Origin of the sequence: Nocardioides sp. NPDC000445, assembly GCF_040300245.1 — a bacterium.
GTDB lineage: Bacteria > Actinomycetota > Actinomycetes > Propionibacteriales > Nocardioidaceae > Nocardioides.
Genome location: NZ_JBEPDH010000003.1, coordinates 1 through 21,075, shown reverse-complemented (window position 1 = coordinate 21,075; position 21,075 = coordinate 1). Strand labels below are relative to the sequence as shown.

At 70.1% G+C, this 21,075-nt stretch carries 20 protein-coding genes; 13 read left to right on the top strand and 7 right to left on the bottom strand.

Annotated features, from left to right (window positions below; translation table 11 throughout):
* Positions 1-117: 117 nt before the first annotated feature.
* Genes ABT304_RS04665 through ABT304_RS04655 form a run of 3 tightly spaced genes read left to right on the top strand, consistent with a single transcriptional unit; the run spans position 118 to position 2,524 of the window.
* Positions 118-1,605: a DNA-3-methyladenine glycosylase 2 family protein gene (locus tag ABT304_RS04665; protein WP_160024558.1), complete on the top strand. Its 1,488-nt coding sequence runs from the start codon at positions 118-120 to the stop codon at positions 1,603-1,605.
* Positions 1,605-2,084: a methylated-DNA--[protein]-cysteine S-methyltransferase gene (locus tag ABT304_RS04660; RefSeq protein ID WP_350713550.1), complete on the top strand. Its 480-nt coding sequence runs from the start codon at positions 1,605-1,607 to the stop codon at positions 2,082-2,084. Before ABT304_RS04665 ends, ABT304_RS04660 begins: the two co-directional genes overlap by 1 nt.
* Entirely contained in the window at positions 2,084-2,524 is a 441-nt protein-coding gene (locus ABT304_RS04655) for a hypothetical protein (protein WP_350713549.1), read from the top strand. Before ABT304_RS04660 ends, ABT304_RS04655 begins: the two co-directional genes overlap by 1 nt.
* A gap of 36 nt (positions 2,525-2,560) precedes the next feature.
* Here ABT304_RS04655 and ABT304_RS04650 read toward each other — a convergent pair whose 3' ends face one another.
* A complete protein-coding gene (locus ABT304_RS04650; protein WP_008358359.1) occupies positions 2,561-3,283 on the bottom strand; it encodes an IclR family transcriptional regulator in 723 nt (240 codons plus the stop codon).
* Between the two features lie 143 nt (positions 3,284-3,426).
* Here ABT304_RS04650 and leuC point away from each other — a divergent pair, with 143 nt between their 5' ends.
* Both leuC and leuD read left to right on the top strand, forming a co-directional pair.
* Positions 3,427-4,839 carry a 3-isopropylmalate dehydratase large subunit gene (leuC, locus tag ABT304_RS04645; RefSeq protein ID WP_350713548.1) on the top strand — a complete coding sequence of 471 codons (1,413 nt, stop codon included), beginning with the start codon at positions 3,427-3,429 and terminating at the stop codon, positions 4,837-4,839.
* 5 nt (positions 4,840-4,844) lie between these two features.
* A complete protein-coding gene (leuD, locus tag ABT304_RS04640; protein ID WP_350713547.1) occupies positions 4,845-5,450 on the top strand; it encodes a 3-isopropylmalate dehydratase small subunit in 606 nt (201 codons plus the stop codon).
* A gap of 86 nt (positions 5,451-5,536) precedes the next feature.
* Here the strand turns inward: leuD and ABT304_RS04635 are convergent, their stop codons facing one another.
* A complete protein-coding gene (locus ABT304_RS04635) occupies positions 5,537-6,817 on the bottom strand; it encodes a hypothetical protein (protein ID WP_350713546.1) in 1,281 nt (426 codons plus the stop codon).
* A 163-nt stretch (positions 6,818-6,980) separates the two neighbouring features.
* On the opposite strand from ABT304_RS04635, the gene ABT304_RS04630 reads away from it, so the two are divergent.
* Complete coding sequence (locus tag ABT304_RS04630) at positions 6,981-7,712, top strand: hypothetical protein (RefSeq protein WP_350713545.1); 732 nt, start codon at positions 6,981-6,983, stop codon at positions 7,710-7,712.
* Here the strand turns inward: ABT304_RS04630 and cofC are convergent.
* On the bottom strand, positions 7,709-8,350 hold the full coding sequence (gene cofC / locus ABT304_RS04625) for a 2-phospho-L-lactate guanylyltransferase (protein WP_350713544.1): 642 nt from the start codon (positions 8,348-8,350) through the stop codon (positions 7,709-7,711). The two genes, ABT304_RS04630 and cofC, sit on opposite strands and share 4 nt — an antisense overlap.
* Before the next feature lie 61 nt (positions 8,351-8,411).
* Here cofC and ABT304_RS04620 point away from each other — a divergent pair, with 61 nt between their 5' ends.
* Together ABT304_RS04620 and ABT304_RS04615 are read left to right on the top strand one after the other, a co-directional pair.
* Complete coding sequence (locus ABT304_RS04620) at positions 8,412-9,176, top strand: lysophospholipid acyltransferase family protein (RefSeq protein WP_160024551.1); 765 nt, start codon at positions 8,412-8,414, stop codon at positions 9,174-9,176.
* Positions 9,173-10,183 (top strand): NAD(P)H-dependent glycerol-3-phosphate dehydrogenase, encoded by a 1,011-nt coding sequence (locus tag ABT304_RS04615; protein WP_160024550.1) that lies wholly within the window; start codon positions 9,173-9,175, stop codon positions 10,181-10,183. Before ABT304_RS04620 ends, ABT304_RS04615 begins: the two co-directional genes overlap by 4 nt.
* 100 nt (positions 10,184-10,283) lie before the next feature.
* On the opposite strand, the gene ABT304_RS04610 is transcribed toward ABT304_RS04615, so the two are convergent.
* Positions 10,284-11,924, bottom strand: a complete 1,641-nt coding sequence (locus ABT304_RS04610) for a glycosyl hydrolase family 18 protein (protein WP_350713543.1) — start codon at positions 11,922-11,924, stop codon at positions 10,284-10,286.
* A 175-nt stretch (positions 11,925-12,099) separates the two neighbouring features.
* Here ABT304_RS04610 and ggt point away from each other — a divergent pair, with 175 nt between their 5' ends.
* Positions 12,100-13,917 carry a gamma-glutamyltransferase gene (gene ggt / locus ABT304_RS04605; protein ID WP_350713542.1) on the top strand — a complete coding sequence of 606 codons (1,818 nt, stop codon included), beginning with the start codon at positions 12,100-12,102 and terminating at the stop codon, positions 13,915-13,917.
* Here ggt and ABT304_RS04600 read toward each other — a convergent pair.
* A complete protein-coding gene (locus ABT304_RS04600; protein WP_350713541.1) occupies positions 13,914-14,981 on the bottom strand; it encodes a trans-sulfuration enzyme family protein in 1,068 nt (355 codons plus the stop codon). The genes ggt and ABT304_RS04600 overlap by 4 nt on opposite strands.
* Before the next feature lie 87 nt (positions 14,982-15,068).
* Here ABT304_RS04600 and ABT304_RS04595 point away from each other — a divergent pair, with 87 nt between their 5' ends.
* From ABT304_RS04595 to ABT304_RS04585, 3 genes are read left to right on the top strand one after another with little or no spacing between them, the layout of a single operon-like run.
* Positions 15,069-15,806: an alpha/beta fold hydrolase gene (locus tag ABT304_RS04595; protein ID WP_350713540.1), complete on the top strand. Its 738-nt coding sequence runs from the start codon at positions 15,069-15,071 to the stop codon at positions 15,804-15,806.
* Between the two features lie 23 nt (positions 15,807-15,829).
* Positions 15,830-17,320 carry a Mur ligase family protein gene (locus ABT304_RS04590; RefSeq protein ID WP_350713539.1) on the top strand — a complete coding sequence of 497 codons (1,491 nt, stop codon included), beginning with the start codon at positions 15,830-15,832 and terminating at the stop codon, positions 17,318-17,320.
* A 19-nt stretch (positions 17,321-17,339) separates the two neighbouring features.
* Positions 17,340-18,455, top strand: coding sequence for a D-alanine--D-alanine ligase family protein (locus ABT304_RS04585; protein WP_160024544.1), 1,116 nt, complete (start codon positions 17,340-17,342; stop codon positions 18,453-18,455).
* A 98-nt stretch (positions 18,456-18,553) separates the two neighbouring features.
* On the opposite strand, the gene ABT304_RS04580 is transcribed toward ABT304_RS04585, so the two are convergent.
* Together ABT304_RS04580 and ABT304_RS04575 are read right to left on the bottom strand one after the other, a co-directional pair.
* Positions 18,554-19,510 (bottom strand): D-alanine--D-alanine ligase family protein, encoded by a 957-nt coding sequence (locus ABT304_RS04580; protein WP_350713538.1) that lies wholly within the window; start codon positions 19,508-19,510, stop codon positions 18,554-18,556.
* Between the two features lie 51 nt (positions 19,511-19,561).
* On the bottom strand, positions 19,562-19,798 hold the full coding sequence (locus ABT304_RS04575) for an Lrp/AsnC family transcriptional regulator (RefSeq protein WP_091049571.1): 237 nt from the start codon (positions 19,796-19,798) through the stop codon (positions 19,562-19,564).
* A 189-nt stretch (positions 19,799-19,987) separates the two neighbouring features.
* Here ABT304_RS04575 and ABT304_RS04570 point away from each other — a divergent pair, with 189 nt between their 5' ends.
* Entirely contained in the window at positions 19,988-20,944 is a 957-nt protein-coding gene (locus tag ABT304_RS04570) for a thiamine-phosphate kinase (protein ID WP_350713537.1), read from the top strand.
* Positions 20,945-21,075: the final 131 nt, after the last annotated feature.

Below are 21,075 nucleotides of genomic sequence, written 5' to 3'. Positions count from 1 at the left end.
CTACGCGCCAGTGAGCCGAGAGGTTGCTGCTTCAGGTAACGGCATTGTGAAACCATGAGGAAGGCACTGTCCGAAAACCGCGCGTAATTTCTTTGCGAACGCGGCAACATGGTGGACATGAATGGGACGACGAGCGTGAACGGACTCGACTTCGAATCGTGCTACCGCGCTGTTCGTTCGCGCGACCGGCGCTTCGACGGCATCTTCTACACCGCGGTGGCCTCGACCGGGATCTACTGCAGGCCCTCGTGCCCGGCCCGGACCCCGGCGCTGGTCAACGTCTCCTTCCACCGGACCGCTGCGGCGGCCCAGGCGGCCGGCTACCGGGCCTGCAAACGCTGCCGCCCCGATGCCACGCCGGGCAGCCCGGAGTGGGATGTGGCCGCCACCCTGGCCGGGCGCGCGATGCGGCTGATCGCCGACGGCGTCGTCGACCGGGAAGGCGTCGAGGGGCTGGCTCGCCGGGTCGGCTACTCGCCGCGCCACCTGACCCGGCTGCTGACCACCGAGCTCGGCGCCGGTCCGCTGGCGCTGGCCAGGGCGCGCCGAGCTCAGACCGCCCGGACGCTGGTCGAGACCACCGAGCTCGGCTTCGCGGACATCGCCTTCGCCGCCGGCTTCTCGAGCGTACGTCAGTTCAACGACACCGTCCGCGAGGTCTACGCGGCCTCGCCGACCGAGCTCCGCGGACGCCGCGGATCGCGGCGGCGGGCCGACGGGACGATCGCGCTGCGGCTCGCCGTCCGCACCCCGTTCGCCGGCCGGGCCCTGCACGCCTTCCTGCGTGACCACATGGTGCCGGGCGTCGAGGTCGCCGGGGTCGACGGCGGGCGGCGCTGGTTCGCCCGCACGCTCGACCTGCCCAACGGGCCGGGCACGCTGCGTCTGGAGCTCGCCGACATCCCCGAGGGCGAGACCGGCTTCGTCCATGCGACCTTCAAGCTCGCCGACCTGCGGGACACCACCGCCGCCGTCGAGCGCGCCCGCCGGCTGCTCGACGCCGACTGCGACCCGCGTGCGGTCGGCGACGTCTTCACCGGGGACGAGGTGATCGGCCCACTGGCCCTCGCCCTGCCGGGGCTGCGGGTGCCGGGCACCGTCGACGGGGGCGAGCTCGCGCTGCGTACGATCGTGGGGCAGCAGGTCTCGGTCGCCGGCGCGCGCACCGTGCTGGCGGGGATCGTCGCCGAGCACGGCCGCCCGATCGCGACCGACATCGACGGCCTCACCCATCTGTTCCCGTCCGCGGACGCCCTTGCCGCCGCCGACCCGGCCGGCATGCCGATGCCGCGCTCGCGTGGACGTGCGGTCACCGGCCTGGCCGCGGCGCTCGCCTCCGGCGAGCTCCAGCTGGACCGCGGCACCGACCGCGACGTCGTGCACGAGCAGCTGATCAGTCTGCCCGGGGTCGGTCCCTGGACCGCCGACTACGTCGCGCTGCGTGCTCTCGGCCATCCCGATGTCTTCCTGCCGACCGATGTCGGCATCAAACGAGCGCTGGAAGTGCTCGGTGCGCCCGCGGCGGATGTCGCCGCCTGGCGGCCGTGGCGCTCGTACGCCCTGCTCTACCTGTGGACCTCACTGACTGCCTTGGAGAAACTGTGATGTGGACTCTCATCGACTCGCCCGTCGGCGAGCTCCGGCTGGTCGCGCACGACGGCGCGATCACCGCGATCGACTTCATGCCGGCCGACTATGCCAAGGGCCGGGTGCTCGGGGACCGGTCCGACTCGGATCCGCTGTTGCTGGAATGTGCCCGGCAGCTCGCCGAGTACTTCAAGGGTGACCGGACGAGCTTCGACCTCCCGCTGGCGCCCGCGGGCACTGCGTTCCAGACGCGTGTCTGGGAGCAGCTGCAGCAGATCGAGTACGGCACGACCGCCTCCTACGGCCAGATCGCCGGCCGCCTCTCGCTGACCGGTCACGGCGCCCGCGCCGTCGGGCTCGCCAACGGCCGAAACCCCATCCCCATCGTGATCCCGTGCCACCGTGTCGTCGGCGCGGACGGCTCCCTGACCGGCTACGCCGGTGGCCTGGACCGCAAGACGACCCTGCTGGGCCTGGAGAGCGGTGCCCTCTTCTGATGCCGAGACTGCAGTTGTGGCGTCCGAGACCGCAGTTGTGGCGTACGTCGGTGGCGGCTGCCGCTCTCCTCGCCACTCTTGCCGCGTGCGCGGAGGAGGCCACCGAGCCCGCGGCGCCCGCGACCAGCGAGGGCCGCGCCGAGGCCGAGAACGAGGTGCTGGTCAACGGCCGCGCGCGGTGTGACCAGGACGTGTCGAGCGACCAGGCGAAGGACACGATCGAACGCGTCGGCGGGCTCCAGCAGCCGACCTGGTCGGTGCGGTTCGCCGAGAGCACCGCAGCCGGGGTCGTCGTGCTGGTCACCGGCGACCTCGAGGACGCCCAGCCCCGGCTCTTCGACGACTACCGGGTGGCGGTGATCGTCGCGTCGGCCGAGGATCAGACGCGTACGGAGGACTTCAAGGCCGTGCGCGACGCGGTGCGGGAGATCTGCGGCTGAACGCTCACCGAGTTACCTCGGTGAGCATCCGGCGCCCTACTCAGCAGCCGCGCGCCGCAGCGACTCCGAGAGCCGGTCGGCAGCAGCGAGGACAGCAGGGGCGTGCATCTTGCCCGGCTGGCGGGTGAGGCGCTCGAGCGGGCCGGAGACGGAGACGGCGGCGATGACCTTGCCGCCGGGGGAGCGGACGGGAGCGGACACCGAGGCGACGCCTGCCTCGCGCTCGCCGATCGACTGCGCCCAGCCGCGGCGGCGGATGCCGGAGAGGGCGGCGGCGGAGAAGGCGGCGTTCTGCAGACCACGGTGGAGGCGCTCCGGGTCCTCCCACGCGATCAGTATTTGAGCGGCCGACCCGGCACGCATCGTCAGCTGCGAGCCGACGGGGATGGTGTCGCGGAGACCGGAGGGGCGCTCGGCGGCGGCGACGCAGACGCGGAAGTCGCCCTGGCGCCGCCACAGCTGCGCCGACTCACCGGTGATGTCGCGCAGCCGCGCCAGGACGGGCCCGGCGGTGGCCAGCAGCCGGTCCTCACCGGCGGCGGCGGACAGCTCGGCCAGCCGCGGGCCGAGAACGAAGCGGCCCTGCATGTCGCGGGCGACCAGACGGTGGTGCTCGAGGGCGACCGCCAGACGGTGTGCGGTCGGACGGGCGAGACCCGTGCCGGCCACCAGACCGGCCAGGGTCGCCGGGCCGGATTCGAGAGCTGTGAGCACAAGGGCGGCCTTGTCGAGCACGCCCACACCGCTGGAACTGTCCATATCGCAAGACTAACTTCTCAGAACCTGAGATGCAACGTTAGGCTCGGAGAAGCAGACTGGAAGTGGCGGATCTGACATTGCGATTCAACGCTCGAACCGCCACCGGCCACTACAGACCAAAGATGCCAGATGGAGAACGTGTCATGGGCAGGACCTTGTCGGAGAAGGTGTGGGACGAGCATGTCGTCCGGTCGACCGCGGGAGAGCCCGATCTCCTCTACATCGACCTTCACCTCATCCACGAGGTGACGAGTCCGCAGGCCTTCGAGGGCCTGCGTCTGTCCAACCGCAAGGTACGCCGCCCTGACCTCACCATCGCCACCGAGGACCACAACGTCCCGACCCTCGACTGGGACAAGCCGATCGCCGACCCGGTCAGCCGCACCCAGGTCGAGACGCTGCGCAAGAACGCCGAGGAGTTCGGCGTACGTCTCCACCCGCTCGGCGACGCCGAGCAGGGGATCGTGCACGTGGTCGGGCCGCAGCTGGGGCTCACCCAGCCGGGAATGACCATCGTCTGCGGTGACTCGCACACCTCCACGCACGGCGCGTTCGGCGCGATCGCGTTCGGCATCGGCACCTCCGAGGTCGAGCACGTGCTCGCGACCCAGACGCTGATGCAGGACAAGCCGAAGACCATGGCTGTCACGGTCAACGGCACGCTGCCCGAGGGCGTCAGCGCCAAGGACCTGATCCTCACCCTGATCTCCAAGACCGGCACCGGCGGTGGCCAGGGCTACATCGTGGAGTATCGCGGCGAAGCCATCCGAGAGCTCTCCATGGAGGCTCGGATGACGATCTGCAACATGTCGATCGAGTGGGGTGCCAAGGCCGGCATGATCGCTCCCGACGAGACGACGTTCGCCTACATCAAGGACAAGCCCGAGGCTCCGAAGGGCGCCGACTGGGACCAGGCCGTCGCGCACTGGAAGTCGCTGGTCACCGACGAGGACGCAGTCTTCGACAAGGAGATCGTCCTCGACGCCGCCGAGGTCACCCCGTTCGTCACCTGGGGCACCAACCCGGGCCAGGGTGTCCCGCTGGGCGCGGCCGTCCCGAGCCCCGACGACTTCGAGGACGCCGACGAGAAGATCGCGGCCGAGAAGGCCCTGACCTACATGGGTCTCGAGGCCGGCACCCCGATGCGCGAGGTGCACATCGACACCGTCTTCCTCGGCTCCTGCACCAACGGCCGCATGGAGGACCTGCGTACGGCCGCCGACATCATCCAGGGCCACAAGGTCGCCGAAAGCACCCGATTCCTGGTCGTCCCCGGCTCCGCCAAGGTGCGTCTGCAGGCCGAGGAGGAGGGTCTGCACAAGATCTTCATCGACGCCGGCGCCGAGTGGCGCGGCGCGGGCTGCTCGATGTGCCTGGGCATGAACCCCGACACCCTCGCCCCCGGCGAGCGCTCGGCCTCCACGTCCAACCGCAACTTCGAGGGTCGCCAGGGCAAGGGCGGTCGCACCCACCTGGTCTCGCCGGAGGTGGCTGCCGCCACCGCCGTACGCGGCACCCTCTCCTCGCCCGCCGACCTGACCCTCGTGGAGGCCTGAGAACCATGGACAAGTTCACCACCCACACCGGCACCGGCGTGCCGCTGCGCCGCAGCAACGTCGACACCGACCAGATCATCCCCGCGGTCTACCTCAAGCGCGTGACCCGCACCGGCTTCGAGGACGGGCTCTTCGCCGCCTGGCGCAACGACCCGACGTTCGTCCTCAACAACGAGGCGTACGCCGGGGCCTCGGTCCTCGTCGCCGGCCCCGACTTCGGCACCGGCTCCTCGCGTGAGCACGCCGTCTGGGCGTTGATGGACTACGGCTTCCGCGTCGTCATCTCGAGCCGCTTCGGCGACATCTTCCGCGGCAACTCCGGCAAGGCCGGACTGCTCGCGGCGAAGGTCGACGAGAAGGTCGTCCAGAAGCTGTGGGACTACCTCGATGACAACCCGGGCGCCCAGATCACCGTCGACCTGGAGTCGCGCACCGTACGCGCCGGCGAGGGCCCCGACGCCATCGAGGACTCCTTCGACATCGACGACTACACCCGCTGGCGCCTCCTCGAGGGCCTCGACGACATCGGTATCACGCTGTCCCACGAGGACGACATCGCGACGTACGAGGCGACCCGGCCCTCCTTCAAGCCGGTCACCCTGCACGCCTAGACCGAATCGTCGGTTGTGGGCGACGAGAGTGCACTCTCGTCGCCCACAACTGCGTTTTCGGCCGACGGAACTGACGTCTCGGCTGGCTATGGGAGGCGGATCTGGCGGCCGTCGGCGCCACGCTGGGAGCCGGTGATGCGGTCGCAGGAGCCGGTGTCGACCCAGCAGCGGAGGTACCAGGACTCGGCGGCGGTCGCGGTGTAGAGGACGACGCTGCGGTCGGACTCGAAGCCGGCGACGCGGACCTTCTCGACGGAGTCGGGTACGCGCAGGTCGATGTGCTCGGAGGTGCTCATGTTGACCGCGATGCCGCGCTCGGCGCCGTAGCTGATCATCCCGGGGTCGCTGGGGTTGCGGGCGATGGCGACGATCGAGCCGTCGGGGGAGTCGGCGACCGACCCGGGCAGCGGCGCGTGGACGCCGGGCTGGGTGAGGCTGCCGTCGGCCTCGATGGCGGCGAAGCGGGCCTCCCACTCGCCGGGGTTGTGAAGGAGTACGCCGCGCCGCAGCGGGATCAGCTGCTGGTAGCCGAGCGGCAGCGAGATCCGCTGGGTGGCCTCGCCCGGATCCCAGGCGGTCACCGGCGGCCGGGAGACGGTGAGCTCGCCGTAGTTGCCAGGCACCGCCGGCGGGGCGGGCACGATGCCGGTGCGGAAGTAGGCCCGGGTGCGGTCGGTGCCGAGGACCGCGGTGGCGGCAGGCGTGCCCTCGAGCACGAGCCGGTCGGTCTCCTCGCCCGTCGTGGTGTCCACCGCGACGAGGGCGGAGACGGCGTCGCCGGTCTGCTGGAGCGCGAAGAGCTGGTTGCCGTCCTTGCTCAGGACCGGCTGGGTCCACAGGCCGGGGACCTGGATGGTCGACCCGCGCCGCGCGATCCACACCGGACCGGGCTTGTCGGCGCGCTCGTACATCAGCACCGTCCAGCCGGCCACGCTCATCTGCGACCCGAAGACCTTCTGCGGCTTCGCGCCGAGCTGGAGCCGGCCGGCCTGGTCCACGAAGGGCAGGGTCGTCGCGGGGCCGACGGGCAGATCGGCGTACGTCGCCGGGATGGCCGGCTCGCTGTTGCGGACCGTCGGAGCGGGCGGCGCCGGCGTCGGTACGTTGGCGCCGGTGCGACCTTCGGCGAGCCGGGTGGTGTGGACGGCCAGCCAGGCCACGGAGGCGATCAGGGCGAGGATGATGCAGGCCGAGAACAGGATCCCGGCGCGGCGGCTGGGCCGCACCGTGGTCTGCGGCTCCTCGAGCACCACGGTGGGCTGCTCCTCGTCGATGTGCACGTCGGTGATGGTCGTACCTTCCTCGTCCTGTCTCCCGAAGGCTGCGCTGTCGAAGCGGTGCTGCGGACGTGCCCCGAGTCTCTCCACGGTAACCACGTGGAGGCGTCGGAATCAGGAGCGATCAGGTGAACAATCCGTTTTCACATGCCGTCGGTATGTCCGGAAGCCCCGGAGATGGCCTAAGGTCGATCGCGTGGTGAGAAAACGAGTAGCTGATGCAGGCAAACAGGCCGGAAGAGTAGTCGGCGCGGTGCGGGAGACGGCCGGGAAGCTGGTCGCCGACGTGGTGTCCGGCAAGGTCAAGGTCCCCTCCGTCCCGAAGGTCAAGGTGCCGCGGCCAGGGCGCAAGGCGCCGGCCAAGGCAGCTGAGCCGGTCGTGCCGCCCGCCAAGCGGGTCGCCGAGCCGGTGAAGCCCGAGCCCACCGTCGAGGCCGCTGCGGACCCGGTCGCCCAAGCGGCTGAGAAGACCGCGCCGGCGAAGAAGACCGCCGCCAAGAAGACCACGGACACGAAGAGCCCCGCGAAGAAGACGACGACCGCGGCGAAGAAGACGACGGCGACGAAGTCCACGGCGGCGAAGAAGACGACGGACACGAAGTCCACGGCGGCGAAGAAGACCACCGCCAAGAAGACCACCGCCAAGAAGACCACGGCCAAGAAGGCTCCCGCGGCGAAGAAGGCCACCACCGCAGGCGCGGCGACCCCCGCGACTCCGGCGACGGAGACCTCCGCCGCAGCCGCCCCGGCGAAGACGACGGCCGCGAAGAAGACGACAGCCGCGAAGAAGACGACGGCCGCGAAGAAGACGACAGCCGCGAAGAAGACGACGGCCAAGAAGACCGCAGCCAAGAAGACGACGGCCACGAAGGCTCCCGCGCAGACGACGGCGGCGAAGAAGACGACCGCGGCGAAGGAGGCACCCGCGAGCGGAACATCGACGAGCCCGACGACCGGGACCGAGACGCCGTCCGGCGACTCCTAGCCAGGACTCCCGACGCGGACGGAGGCGAGAGCCGTACGCGGTCCGAGCCCCAGGCTGCGTACGGTCTCGAGGTCCTCGAGAGTGTCGACGTCGTGGCGCAGCGAGTGGAGGTCGCTCTCCAGCGGATGGGCGCCGCCGTCGCGATGGGCGGCGGCGGACCCGGGCCCGAACGCGGGCCGGAACAGGTCGTGGGTGGCGGTGTAGAGGGTGGTGCCCCCACCTGCCGCGTCCTCGACGTACGCAGCCCCGAACCCCTCCGCCGCGCGCAGCGCAGCGTCTAGGTCGGCGGAGCGGAGCGCGGGCAGGTCGCCGCAGAGGGCAGCGGGGCGAAGCCCGGGCCAGCGGCGCCGGGCTTCGAGCGCTCCCTGCACGAGGGTCTCGTTGAGGTCGCCGCTGACCCCGTCGGGGATGACGGCGGCGCCGAGACGGGCGACGTCGGCGGCGAAGTAGGAGTCGTCGGTGATCACCAGCACGGCGCCGACGCCGCTGGCGGCCAGACAAGACTCGGCGGTGTCGAGGGCGAACGAGCGGGCGAGATCGGCCCGTTCGTGCGACTCGATTCCGACCAGCCGGGACTTGCCGCGCGCCGGGGGCTTGACGGGCAGCAGTACGACGTAACCGGGTGCAGGTACAGGCATCGAGGTAGATCCTGACAGGTATCTCACAACCACGCGGAGACGGCCCGGTAGCCTGCCCTGCGTGGGAAAGTACCGGAAGTTCCAGGAGGGCAAGCTCGGCTGGCCGTGGGTCGTGGCTGTCGGCATCGTGAAGCCCGTCCTCCTCGCCACCACCAAGCACCAGTGGGAGGGCGGCGAGAAGATCCCGGAGAGCGGGGGAGCGGTGTTCGCGCTCAACCATGTCTCCGAGATCGATCCGTTCACCGCCGCGCACATCGTGTGGGACTACGGACGTAGGCCGAGCTACCTGGCCAAGGCGGCGTTGTTCAAGGGTCCGTTGGGCAAGTTCCTGCGGGCCGCCCGGCAGATCCCCGTGGACCGGACCGCAGGCGCGTCGGCGTTCGATGCGGCGGTGAAGGCCGTCAACGAGGGCAGCATCGTGGTCGTCTACGTCGAGGGGTCCATCACCAAGGACCCGACCGGCTGGCCGATGCGCGGCAAGTCCGGTGCGGCGCGGATCGCGCTCGCGACCGGTGCCCCGGTCTACCCGGTGGGACAGTGGGGAGCCCAGGAGCTGCTTCCGGCGTACTCTCTCAAGCCGCACCTGATCGGTCGCAAGATGATCCAGATGAAGATCGGTGATCCGGTGGACCTGAAGGATCTCGAGGTCCAGGAGCACACGCCGGCGGTCGTGAACCAGGCGACCGACCGGATCATGAAGGCGATCGTCGGCCTGGTGGCCGACATCCGGGAGGAGGAGCCGCCCAGCGAGCTCTTCGACCCGAAGAAGGCCGGCGTCAACGCGACCGGCGACCCCCGCAAGACGAAGAAGAAGGACGACAATTGAGCGAGCTTGGCAAGGTAGCGGTCTTCGGAGCGGGCTCATGGGGCACCGCCTTCTCGGTCATCCTCGCCGACGCGGGCAACGACGTGACCATGTGGGCGCGGCGTGAGGAGGTCGCGGCGGCGATCAACGACACCCACGAGAACCCCGACTACCACCCGGGCACCGAGCTGCCGCACAACATCAGCGCCACCCACGACATCGAGAAGGCAGCGCACGGAGCCGATCTGGTCGTCCTCGCGGCGCCGTCGCAGACGCTGCGCGCCAACCTCACCGACTGGGCGCCGTTCCTGCCCCAGGACGTACCGCTGGTCTCGCTGATGAAGGGTGTCGAGCTCGGCACCCTCGAGCGGATGAGCGAGGTGATCGCCCACGTCACCGGTGCGGGGCCGGAGCGGATCGCGGTCGTCAGCGGTCCCAACCTCTCCAAGGAGATCATCCGTCGCGAGCCTGCCGCCGGTGTGGTGGCGTGTGCCGACGAGGAGGTCGCCAAGACGATCCAGGCGCGTGTCCACTCGCCCGCGTTCCGTCCCTACACCTCGACCGACGTGGTCGGCTGCGAGATCGGTGGGGCCTACAAGAACGTGGTCGCGATCTCGACCGGCATGGCCGCCGGGATGGGGTTCGGCGACAACACCCAGGCGTCGCTCATCACCCGCGGTCTCGCCGAGACCGCACGCCTGGCGATGCAGCTCGGCGCCAACCCGATGACCCTCATGGGTCTGGCCGGCCTGGGCGACCTGGCCGCGACCTGCTCCTCGCCGCTCTCCCGCAACCGTACGTTCGGGGAGAAGCTCGGCAAGGGCATGACCACCGCCGACATCCTCGCCTCCAGCCACCAGGTCGCCGAGGGCGCCAAGTCGTCGCACTCGCTGCGCGAACTGGCGGCGAAGGTCGGGGTGGACGTGCCGCTGGCGCAGTACGTGGACGACGTCGTCTCCGGCGCCAAGACCGTCAGCGAGATCATGGACGAGATGCTCGAGCGGCCGACGAAGGCCGAGACCGAGTAGGTCCCTTCGTCAAGGTATGCAGCCGAAGGCCCGCTTCCCGCGCGGAACTCCGCACGGGAAGCGGGCCTTTCTCTGTATACCTTGATGGAGGATCAGCGACTCAGGCCGTTCCGAGGTCCTTCCACGGACCCCACTCCTCGGTGCCCGGGGTGTTGCCCTGGGTCCACCACTTGGCCTCCCACAGGTGACCGCCGTAGGTGACACGGTCACCGGCGACGTACACCGTGGTCGCCGACCATGCAGCCGCTCCGCCGGGCGGGTCGGTCGGCGGGTCGGTGGGCTCCTCGGTGGGCGGGTCGGTCGGGTCCGGCTCCTCGACCGGGCCGCCGGTGCCGTTGCGCATGGCGTCGGCGAAGGTGCCGATCAGCTCGCCCTGGCGGTCACCGGAGAGCTCCCACCACATGCCTCCGCCGAGGCCCTTCGAGATGGCGTACGCCGCCTTCTGGGCGATCGTGCGCTTGTTGTCGTAGCTCCACCACTGGTTGCCGTCGTACCGCCACCCGGCGCCGGTCGCGGCGTCGTAGTAGTCGGTGCCGCGGGACTTGAGCTTGTCGTAGTCCTCGTTGCCCGCCTCGTACGTTCCCGGGGCTGCGGCGGTCGCCGGACCCCACGCGTTGGCCGAGCTGGCTCCCTGCCAACCACGGCCGTACGCCGCCATGCCGAGCCCGAGCTGGGCGGGTGAGATGCCGGCGTCGAGGTACTCCCGGACCGACTCGTCCACGCTGAACCGCTTGCCGTCGGGGCGCGGGTCGGCGGGGTCGGCGTAGAGGTTGCCCTGGTGGCCGGTCAGCGTCGGGTCCCAGGCGCCCCACAGGTCGTAGCCCTGGATGTTGCCGAAGTCGAGGGAGTTGAAGATCGCCGGGTCGTTCCAGCCGCCCGCCTCGATGTCCTGCGGATTGGCCGGGAGGAACGCGGAGAGCTGGTAGTCCTTGCCCGTGGTCGAGCCGAGCGCGTCCAGCTGGGAGCGGAACTCGGCCAGCAGCGCCTTGAAGTTGGCGCGGTCGTTGACCGGGTCGACGTGGTTGCCGGTGTTGCCGTTGGGCGAGCCCGGCCACTCCCAGTCGATGTCGAAGCCGTCGAAGACGCCGGCCGCCGCTCCGGGGCCACCGCGGCCGTCGATGACCGGCAGGTTGCCCTTGATGTAGAGGTCGATGCAGGAGGAGACGAGCTTGCGTCGCGACTCCGGCGTCGCCGCCGCGAGGGAGAAGTTCTTCGACCAGGTCCAGCCGCCCAGCGAGAGCAGGACCTTCAGGTCGGGGTGCTTCGCCTTGAGCTGCTTGAGCTGGTTGAAGGAGCCGGCCAGGGGCTGGTCCCAGGTGTCGGCCGCGCCGGAGACGGAGGCGTCGGCTGCGTACGACATCCCGTAGTCGGCGTAGGCGTCACCGGCACCGTCTGAGCCGTTGGGCCCCTCGCCCTGGGCCTTGTTGGCCTCGAAGCAGGTCAGTGTCTGGTGGTGGATGTTGCCGAAGGCGTAGTTGAGGTGGGTGAGGTCGTCGGCGACCCCGGACGTCTCCAGTTGCTTGAGCTTGAAGGCTCGGCCGTAGACACCCCACTGCACGAAGTAGCCGACGTTGCGGTAGCCGTTGATCGCGGTCGGCTGTGCGGCGGCCGTCGTCAGCGATGCGCTGGACGGGGTGCTGGTGAGGACGAGCGTGCCGGTGAGGGCGAGCGCTCCGGCGAGTGCGCCGATGAGAAGGCCGACTGTGCGGCGTGATCTTCGTGAGGGCAAGGCGACATGCATGGTGACACCTCCGAGGTGATGGCTGGCTCGGGCACCAGGCGCCCGAATCGCCATTCGATGGTGGCAGCCGGTTTGTTTGTAAGCAACCCTTACTAATTAAGGAATTTCAGAACGTAATTCGAGGTCGGCGCCGAAGTAGTACGTTCGATGAGCCGCCAATCTCTGGGAGATCGCCATGCTCGGACGCCGCTCTGCAGTTGTCGCCACACTGACCGGAGGCGCGCTCGCGCTGGCCACCCTGGTCCCGTACGCCGGGGCGGCCGCCGCTCCGGAGGAGAGGCTGGCGCCACCACCGAAGGTGCCCACCGCGGTCGGTTACGGAGGCGCGGTGGCCAGCGTCGACGCCGAAGCGAGCCGGATCGGGCTCGAGGTGCTTCGCAAGGGTGGCAACGCGACCGACGCCGCGGTCGCGACGGCCGCGGCGCTCGGCGTGACCGAGCCCTACTCGGCCGGTATCGGCGGGGGCGGCTTCTTCGTGCACTACTCCGCGCGCACCGGCGAGGTCGAGACGATCGACGGTCGGGAGAAGGCGCCGGCCGCGATGCCGCGCGATGCGTTCATCGACCCGGAGACCGGGAAGGAGTATCCGTTCTTCCCGGACATGGTCACCAGCGGCGCCTCGGTCGGAGTGCCTGGCACCCCGCTGACCTGGGACAAGGCGCTGAGGAAGTGGGGCACCCGCTCGCTCGGCCAGTCGCTCGAGCCGGCCGCGCGGCTGGCTCGCCGGGGCTTCGTCGTCGACCAGACCTTCCGCCAGCAGACCGTCGACAACGCGGAACGTTTTGCAGCGATCGATTCCACGGCCGAACTATTCCTTCCCGGAGGATCCGCGCCCGAGGTCGGCAGCCGGTTCCGCAACCCCGACATCGCCGCGACCTACGACCTGCTCGCACGCAAGGGCGTGAAGGCCTTCTACCGTGGCCCGCTGGCCGCGGAGATCGCCGCGACCGTGGCCGAGCCGCCCAAGAGCGACGACACCGACCTCCCGGTTCCGGCCGGCTGGGTGACCACCGAGGACCTCGCCGCCTACACCGCCCCCGACCGCGAGCCGACCCGCTCGACCTACCGCGACCTGGACGTCTACGGGATGGCCCCGCCGTCCTCGGGCGGCACCTCGGTGGGCGAGGCGCTCAACATCCTGGAGCGCTACGAGCTGGCCGGGATGACCAACACCGAGGCCTACCACCATCTGCTCGAGGCGAGCGCGATCGCCTTCGCCGACCGAGGTGCCTACCTCGGCGACCCCGACCACGTCGACGTACCCGTCGAGGCGCTCCTCGACGACACCTTCGCCGCCGAGCGGGCCTGTGGCATCGACCCCGCGGCGGCCCAGCCCAAGCCCGTGGCGGCCGGTGATGCGTACGACTTCGACGGGGTCTGCGACGGCGCGGAAGGCGCGGGCGAGACCGCGAAGGACACCGAGAACCTCGAGACCACCAACCTGACCGTCGTCGACCGCTGGGGAAACGTCGTCGAGTACACCCTGACCATCGAGCAGACCGGAGGATCGGGCATCACCGTGCCCGGCCGCGGCTTCATCCTCAACAACGAGCTGACAGACTTCTCGACGACCTACCGGGCCGACGACCCCAACCGGATCGAGCCCAACAAGCGCCCGCGCAGCTCGATGTCACCCACGATCGTCCTCTCCGACGGCCGGCCCGTGCTGGCGGTCGGGTCGCCGGGCGGCTCGACGATCATCACCACGGTGCTCCAGATCCTCGTCGAGCGGTACGCGCGCGACCGGACCCTGCCCGAGGCCATGGCGGCGCCGCGGGTCTCCCAGCGCAACGGGGCGAACACGGGCGCCGAGCCGGCGTTCATCGAGGCGTACGGCGGGCCGCTGACATCGCTGGGACACACCTTCGCCCCGACCGCCGAGCTCGGCGCGGCCACCGCGATCGAGATCGGCCCCGACGGGCTGCTGACCTCGACCGCCGAGCCGTGGCGACGCGGTGGCGGGTCGGCGCTGGTGGTGAGTCCGATCGACTAGCTGTTGAGGCGGTCCAGCGCCTGGAGGAGGTCGGCCCAGAGGTCGTCGACGTCCTCGACCCCGACCGACATCCGCACCAGCCCCTCGGGCACCGTCGCCGACTCGGTCTTCCAGCGGCGACGGCGCTCGAACGTGGACTCGACGCCGCCGAGGGAGGTCGCGTGGACCCACAGCGAGGTGGAGTGGGTCAGGAGGTCGGCCTGCTCCGCCGTGGGAAGGACGGCCGCGAGCATGCCACCGAACCCGGGGTAGCGGACCTCCGCGACCGCCGGGTGCGTTGAGAGCCGCTCGGCGAGGGTTGCAGCGTTGGCGGAGGAGCGCTCGACGCGCAGGTGCAGCGTACGGATGCCGCGAAGCGCAAGCCACGCCTCGAACGGGCCGGGGATCGCGCCGAGGAGGTCGCGACGGGCCTTGAGCACGTCCCACAGCGTGTCGTCGGAGACCACGACCGCGCCCATGACGACGTCGGAGTGGCCGGCGATGAACTTCGTGGCCGAGTGGATGACGATGTCCGCGCCGAGCGCGAGCGGCTGCTGGAGCAGGGGAGTGGCGAAGGTGTTGTCGACCACGACCCGCGCTCCGGCCTTGTGCGCGGCGGCGATGACGGCCGGCAGGTCGGCGAGCTGCATCCCCGGGTTGGTCGGCGTCTCGACCCAGACCAGCGCGACCTCGCCGTCGAGCTTCTCGAGCAGCTTCACGACCGCGGCGGTGTCGGAGAAGTCCGCGAGGCGTGCGGTCAGCCGGCCACGCCCTTCGAGGTCGGCCAGCTGGCCGATGGTCCCCAGATAGCTCTGCTCTGTCGCCACGACCACCGAGTCGTTGACCAGGTCGAGCAGTGTCGCGATCGCCGCGAGCCCGGAGGCGAACGACAGCGCGCGTCCGCCCTCGAGCTGCCCGAGCGCCTCCTCGAACGCCACCCACGCGTCGTTGGTGTAGCGCCCGTACTCCTTGTCCCCGCCGGCCACATAGGTCGAGGCCATCGTGATCGGTACGTTGAGCGGCTGGTCGGGCTCGTGGGCCGGCCGCCCGGCGTGGACGGCGATCGTGGCGGGCTTGTGATCCATGACTTCGACCCTATTGCCCGCTCGACAACCGGGCTCACGCGCCGCGCGGTTACGGGTCAGCGCATGGTCCCGGATAAGGTTGCGGCCGTGTTGACGACCCTGCTGGATGGACGTGCCTTCGGTGAGAAGCACGGCAAGGATGCTGCCACCGTCGTGGCCCTGCACGGCTGGGCCCGCAACCGCAGCGACTGGGGCTCGACGCTCGAGGGCCTCGACGCGCTCGCGCTCGACCAGCCCGGCTTCGGTGCGACCCCGGCCCCCGATGAGGCCTGGGGGAGCAAGGAGTACGCCGAGTGGCTGGCCCAGATCCTCGAGGGTCTCGACCGCCCGGTGCTCGTCGGCCACAGCTTCGGCGGCCGGGTGGCCGTCCAGCTCGCCGCGACCCGCCCGGAGCTCGTCCGCGGCATCGTCCTCACCGGCGTACCGCTGTTCCGCCCGAAGACCGGCAACAAGCCCAAGCTCGCCTACCGGATCGGCCGCTGGCTCCACTCCAAGGGGCTGATCCCCGAGGCCAGGATGGAGGCGCTGCGGGAGAAGTACGGCTCGACCGACTACCGCAACGCCAAGGGCATCATCCGCGACATCTTCGTCAAGGTCGTCAACGAGTCCTACGGCGACCAGCTGGCTGCCATCCCGAAGGACCTTCCGGTCCGCCTGATCTGGGGTGAGAACGACACCGCCGCACCGGTCTGGATGCCCGGTGAGGCCATGGAGATCCTCGGGGACAACGCGACCCTGGAGATCGTCCCCGGGTCCGCGCACCTGCTCGACGCGGGGCTGGTCAAGAGCCTTCGAGGCGCCATCGACGAACTTCGTACGAACTGAATCTGAGGGGCTGAAGAAGAAGCATGTGGATCGTCCTGGTCACCTCCGCGCTGACCCTGGTCTCCTACTACCGCTGGCTGCGGGTCGCTCAGCGTGAGCACTACGAGCCGACGCGGCTGTTCGCGATCGAGTGGATCTGGGTCAAGGCACGCCCGGTCGAGGCGATCCTGCTCGCCGCGGTCGTGGTGGTCTGCCTGGCCTCGTTCGTGCTGCCCTACGGCGCGCTCGTCGGCGCGCTGCTGTTCATCGGCTGGCCGGTGGGGATGAGCTTCACCGGGGCCAAGCGGCTGGTGTGGACGGACCGCGTCAAGCGCCTGGCCGGTGTGCTCTTCGTGCTGCACGCGATCCTCACCCTGGTGATCGCACTGGTCGTGCCGGCCGCCGCCGGCCTGCTCCCGATCCTGGCCGTCCCGCTGGCAGAGGTCGCGCTGGCGATCATGTGGCCGATCGAGAAGGCGATGGCGAAGAAGTGGCAGGTCCAGGCGGCCGCCACGATCAAGAAGGTCAACCCGCGGATCGTCGCGATCACCGGCTCCTACGGCAAGACCTCGACGAAGAACTACGCCACCCACCTCATGCAGGGCCGCTGGTCCACGCTCGCGAGTCCGGCGAGCTTCAACAACGCGATGGGCCTCTCCCGCGCGGTCAACGACCGGCTCCAGCCCGGCACCGACATCTTCGTCGCCGAGATGGGCACCTACGGCCCCGGCGAGATCGCCGAGCTGACCGAGATCTTCCCGCCCGAGGTCGCCGCCATCACCACGATCGGCGAGGCCCACCTCGAGCGGATGAAGTCGCGCGAGACGATCGTGAAGGCCAAGTCGGAGATCCTCCCGAAGGCCTCGACCGTGGTGCTCAACATCGACGTACCCGAGCTCGCGCTCATCGCCGAGAACCTCCGCGCCAGCAAGCGCGTCATCGCCTGCTCCGCCGTCCCGGGCACCACCGCCGAGGTCGTGGTGACCGACTCTGCTCTCCAGATCAACGGCGAGACGTACGCCGTCCAGCTGCCCGACGAGGTCGGGCACCCGATCAACGTGGCGATCGCCGTCGGCCTCGCCCTCGCGGTCGACGTCCCGATCGAGACGATCACCCAGCGGCTGGCGTCGATCCCCGGCACCCCCCACCGCGCCGAGGCCAACAAGACGCCCGGCGGCGTCTGGGTCATCGACGACACCTTCAACTCCAACCCCACCGGCGCCGCCGCGGCGCTCGCGAAGGCCAAGCGGCTGGCAGGGGAGTCGGGCACGGTGTGGACCATCACGCCCGGTATGGTCGAGCTGGGCACCGAGCAGGCCGCGCGCAACATCGAGTTCGCGCAGGCTGCGACGGCCTCCGACAAGATGCGGCTGTGCATCGTCGGTCGCACCAACCGAAAAGCGCTGCGTTCGGGGGAGCCAGCGCGAACCACTGCGTTCGAGAGCCGTAAGGCGGCAGCGGATCATGCTCTGACCGCGGCCAAGGAGGGCGACGTGGTGCTGTACGAGAACGACCTCCCCGATCACTACGCGTAGGACCCCAGGAGCTTCCACCATGAGCGTAACCAAGGCCACCATCGTCTTCGGCGGTCCCAGCGCCGAGCACGACATCAGCATCCTCACCGGCCTGCAGGCCGAGCGGGTCCTCTCCGGTGCCGGCGTCGAGGTGACGTGCCTCTACTGGGCGCGCTCCGACAAGTGGTTCCTGGTGCCCGCCAAGCAGGAGGCGCGTGACTTCCTCGGCGGCGAGCCGAAGGGCTCCAAGGCCGTCGAGTTCCGCCTCGGCACCGAGAAGGGCGACGGGTTCTACACCGTCGGTGGCTTCGGCGGCGGCAAGCGCCTCGAGACCGGCCCGATCCTCTCCGCCTTCCACGGCGGCGCGGGCGAGGCCGGCGGCATCCAGTGGCTCTTCGAGCTCGCCGGCCTCAAGGCGACCGGCGCGACCCCGGCAGCGGCCGCGCTCGGCATGGACAAGCTCGCCTTCGGTGCGGTCATGCTCAACGCCGGCCTCCCGTCGCTCCAGCGCGAGCTGCTCTCGCGCTACGCCGCCCCGTCCTTCGAGGGCCCCTACATCGTCAAGCCGCGCTTCGGCGGCTCCTCGATCGGCATCGAGGTCGTCGACGACTACGAGACCGGCCTGGCGCTCCTCAACACCTCTCCGCACCTGCGTGCGGGCGCGGTCGTCGAGCCGTACCGTCCCGACCTCTTCGACCTCAACGCCTCGGTGCGCACCGCGCCCGAGGTCGCGGTGAGCGACGTCGAGCGTCCGCTGCGCTCGGGCGAGGCGAAGATGTACGACTACTCCGCCAAGTACGTCCACACCGACGGCCTCTCCTCCTCCCCGCGCGAGTTCCCGGCCCAGGTCGAGGAGTCGGTGACCAAGCAGATCAAGGACCTGGCCGTACGCGTCGTGGAGCTCACCGGCCTGACCGGCATCCTCCGCATCGACTTCCTCTCCGACGGCAAGGGCGAGGTCTACATCAACGAGGTCAACTCCATCCCCGGCGCCCTCTCGCTCTACCTGTGGCCCGACACCCCTGCCTCCGAGGTGCTCACCAGCGCCATCGCCGAGGCCGAGAAGCACATCCCTCAGGTCACCCGTAACTTCGAGGAGGGCGTCGCCCTCAAGGCCGCCGGCGGCATCGCCGGCAAGCTCACCGGCCTGAGCTGAGCCCGAGTCGGCGCAAGCTGACCGAAAACCACGCCGAGTCGGCGCGTTCTAACGCGCCGACTCGGCGTGGTTTTACGTCAGGACGAGCCGACTCGAGGTCAGCGGGAGAGGGCGCGCTTCAGGAGGGCGAGGGTGACCTCGCCCATCGAGGTGCCGTCGTGCTTGGCGGCGAAGGGGAAGACGCTGGTCTCGGTGGCGCCAGGGGTGATGGCGACCTCGAGGACGACGAAGCTGCCGTCGGGGGTGACCATGAAGTCGGTGCGGGAGATGTCGCGCATGCCGAGCAGCTCGTGGGCGCGTACGGCGGTCTCGCCGAGCTCGGCGAGCAGCGCGGCGGGCAGGTCGGGGCGGCCGAAGCCGACGAACTCAGCGGTGTAGCGCGCCGCGAAGTCGAACTCGTGGCCCTTGCTGAAGTCGATGGCGATCGGGGTCAGCGGCTTGACGCCCTCGTCGGTCTCGTGGACGACCACGGAGACGTCGATGCCGGCGTAGAAGCGCTCGATGAGCGCCTCGTCGCAGTAGGCGTAGGTCTTGACCAGGGCTGCGGGAAGGGCGGAGAGGCCGTCGACGCCGGTGACGCCGAGCGCCGAGCCGCCGCGCGAGGGCTTGACCACGACCCGCTCACCCAGCCGCGAGATGACGTGCTCCATCAGCACCGGCGCCCCGACGTCGCGGAACGTCGTGGACGACAGCGAGACCGAGTCCGGCACGGGGATGCCCCCGCGGCGCAGGAGCTCACGGGCAGCCGTCTTGTCGAACGCGACGCGGCAGGAGGTGGAGACGGTGCCGACGTACGGGATCCCGATCAGCTCCAGGAGCGTCTGGATCTCGCCGTCCTCACCGAACTGGCCGTGCAGAGCCGGCAGCGCCACGACCGCCTTGTCGCGCTCGAGGTTGTGCAGCAGCGCCCGGTCGAAGTCGTACGCAGCCACCTCCACGCCCAGCGCCGACAGCTCGCGCACGAGGTTGCGGCCAGAGGCCAGCGACACGTCGCGCTCGTGGCTCAGCCCGCCGGCGATGACGGCGACAGGCCCGGAAAGAGGAGGTGTGCTCATGCCCATGGTTCTAACACAGTGTTGTAACGGACGGCCGGGTGCAGCCGTACATCAGATGTGGACGACCGGGCAGGTCAGGGTGCGGGTGATGCCTTCGAGGCTCTGGACGCGGGCCACGACCAGCTTGCCGAGCTCGTCGACGTTGCGGGCCTCGGCGCGGACGATCACGTCGTACGGACCGGTGACGTCCTCAGCCAGAGTCACGCCCTGGATCTTGCCGATCTCGGTGGCGACCTCCGCGGCCTTGCCGACGTCGGTCTGGATGAGGATGTACGCCTGTACGACCATGGTGCTGCTCCTGTTCTCCGTGCCTTCCTTGGCACAACGTCAGGCAAGTAACCTATCGCGTTATCTATCGATCGACCTACACCGACCCTGAGGATAAGACGACCGGAGTGAGTCACCGCACGAAACGCGGAGACGGCGTGATGCGTGTCCCGGTATCTGCGCGTGTGGCGGGAAGGGTTGGATGGAGCCATGGCTTTTCCGAGGGACACGACGCTCGCCGACATCGGTGAGTTCGGGCTGATCACCGAGATGACCAAGCACTTCGCCCAGGGGGAGCAGGTGCTGGTCGGCCCCGGCGACGACGCCGCGCTGGTGCGGGTCAAGCAGGGGCACGTGGTGGTCTCGACCGACCTGCTCGTCGAGGGCCGCCACTTTCGGCGGGACTGGGCCGAGGCGTCCCACATCGGCCACCGGGCGGCGGGTCAGAACCTCGCCGACATCGCCGCGATGGGTGGCGTCGCCCACTCGATGACTCTCGGGCTCGCCCTTCCCTCGGACCTTCCGGCCGAGTGGGCGGTCGACTTCGCGGAGGGGTTCGCCGCGGAGTGCTCGCTGGTCGGGGCCTCCGTCGTCGGCGGCGACATCACCGGCGCCGACCAGATCGTCATCTCCGTGACCGCCATCGGCGCGGTCGCCCAAGCACCGGTCCTGCGCTCGGGCGCGGAGCCCGGCGACGTACTCGCGCTGTGTGGTCGTCAGGGATGGGCCGCGGCCGGACTGGCGATCCTCAAGCGAGGGTTCCGGTCACCACGGGTGCTGGTCGACGCCTACCGCCGCCCACAACCGCCGTACGCAGCCGGCCCCGCCGCCGCGGCGGCCGGTGCCTCGGCGCTGATCGACGTCTCCGACGGGCTCCTGTCCGAGGCCAGGCACATCGCCGATGCCTCGGAGGTCTCCATCGACGTGCACACCGCGGCGCTGACCATCCCCGACGAGCTCAACGCGGTCGCCTCGGCGACCGGTGCGGACCCGCTCGCGTTCGTGCTGAGCGGGGGAGAGGACCACTCGCTGCTGGCCGCGTTCCCGCCTGATGTCGAGCTGCCGGAGGGGTGGGTCGTGATCGGGACGATCGGCGAGCCGGGTGGGGAGGCGGTCACGGTTGACGGGGAGGTCTATGAGGGGTCGACGGGGTGGACGCACTTCTGAGGCTGGGCGTCCGTGTCTGGGTTTGATTCTCCGTCTGGCTTGCGTCGGGTTTGCGCCGAGTCGGCGCAACCGCACGCCTCGCTCGCGGAGGGGCGGGCCACAGCGGGGGGGGGGGGCGCCGGCGCGCCCCC

Coding starts and splice junctions, on each gene's coding strand:
- ABT304_RS04570 (WP_350713537.1), top strand. CDS start 19,988: ATGGCTTTTCCGAGGGACACGACGCTCGCCGACATCGGTGAGTTCGGG.
- ABT304_RS04580 (WP_350713538.1), bottom strand. CDS start 19,510: ATGAGCACACCTCCTCTTTCCGGGCCTGTCGCCGTCATCGCCGGCGGG.
- ABT304_RS04655 (WP_350713549.1), top strand. CDS start 2,084: ATGCCGAGACTGCAGTTGTGGCGTCCGAGACCGCAGTTGTGGCGTACG.
- ABT304_RS04650 (WP_008358359.1), bottom strand. CDS start 3,283: ATGGACAGTTCCAGCGGTGTGGGCGTGCTCGACAAGGCCGCCCTTGTG.
- ggt (WP_350713542.1), top strand. CDS start 12,100: ATGCTCGGACGCCGCTCTGCAGTTGTCGCCACACTGACCGGAGGCGCG.
- leuD (WP_350713547.1), top strand. CDS start 4,845: ATGGACAAGTTCACCACCCACACCGGCACCGGCGTGCCGCTGCGCCGC.
- ABT304_RS04660 (WP_350713550.1), top strand. CDS start 1,605: ATGTGGACTCTCATCGACTCGCCCGTCGGCGAGCTCCGGCTGGTCGCG.
- cofC (WP_350713544.1), bottom strand. CDS start 8,350: ATGCCTGTACCTGCACCCGGTTACGTCGTACTGCTGCCCGTCAAGCCC.
- ABT304_RS04610 (WP_350713543.1), bottom strand. CDS start 11,924: ATGCATGTCGCCTTGCCCTCACGAAGATCACGCCGCACAGTCGGCCTT.
- ABT304_RS04590 (WP_350713539.1), top strand. CDS start 15,830: ATGTGGATCGTCCTGGTCACCTCCGCGCTGACCCTGGTCTCCTACTAC.
- ABT304_RS04665 (WP_160024558.1), top strand. CDS start 118: ATGAATGGGACGACGAGCGTGAACGGACTCGACTTCGAATCGTGCTAC.
- ABT304_RS04575 (WP_091049571.1), bottom strand. CDS start 19,798: ATGGTCGTACAGGCGTACATCCTCATCCAGACCGACGTCGGCAAGGCC.
- leuC (WP_350713548.1), top strand. CDS start 3,427: ATGGGCAGGACCTTGTCGGAGAAGGTGTGGGACGAGCATGTCGTCCGG.
- ABT304_RS04600 (WP_350713541.1), bottom strand. CDS start 14,981: ATGGATCACAAGCCCGCCACGATCGCCGTCCACGCCGGGCGGCCGGCC.
- ABT304_RS04585 (WP_160024544.1), top strand. CDS start 17,340: ATGAGCGTAACCAAGGCCACCATCGTCTTCGGCGGTCCCAGCGCCGAG.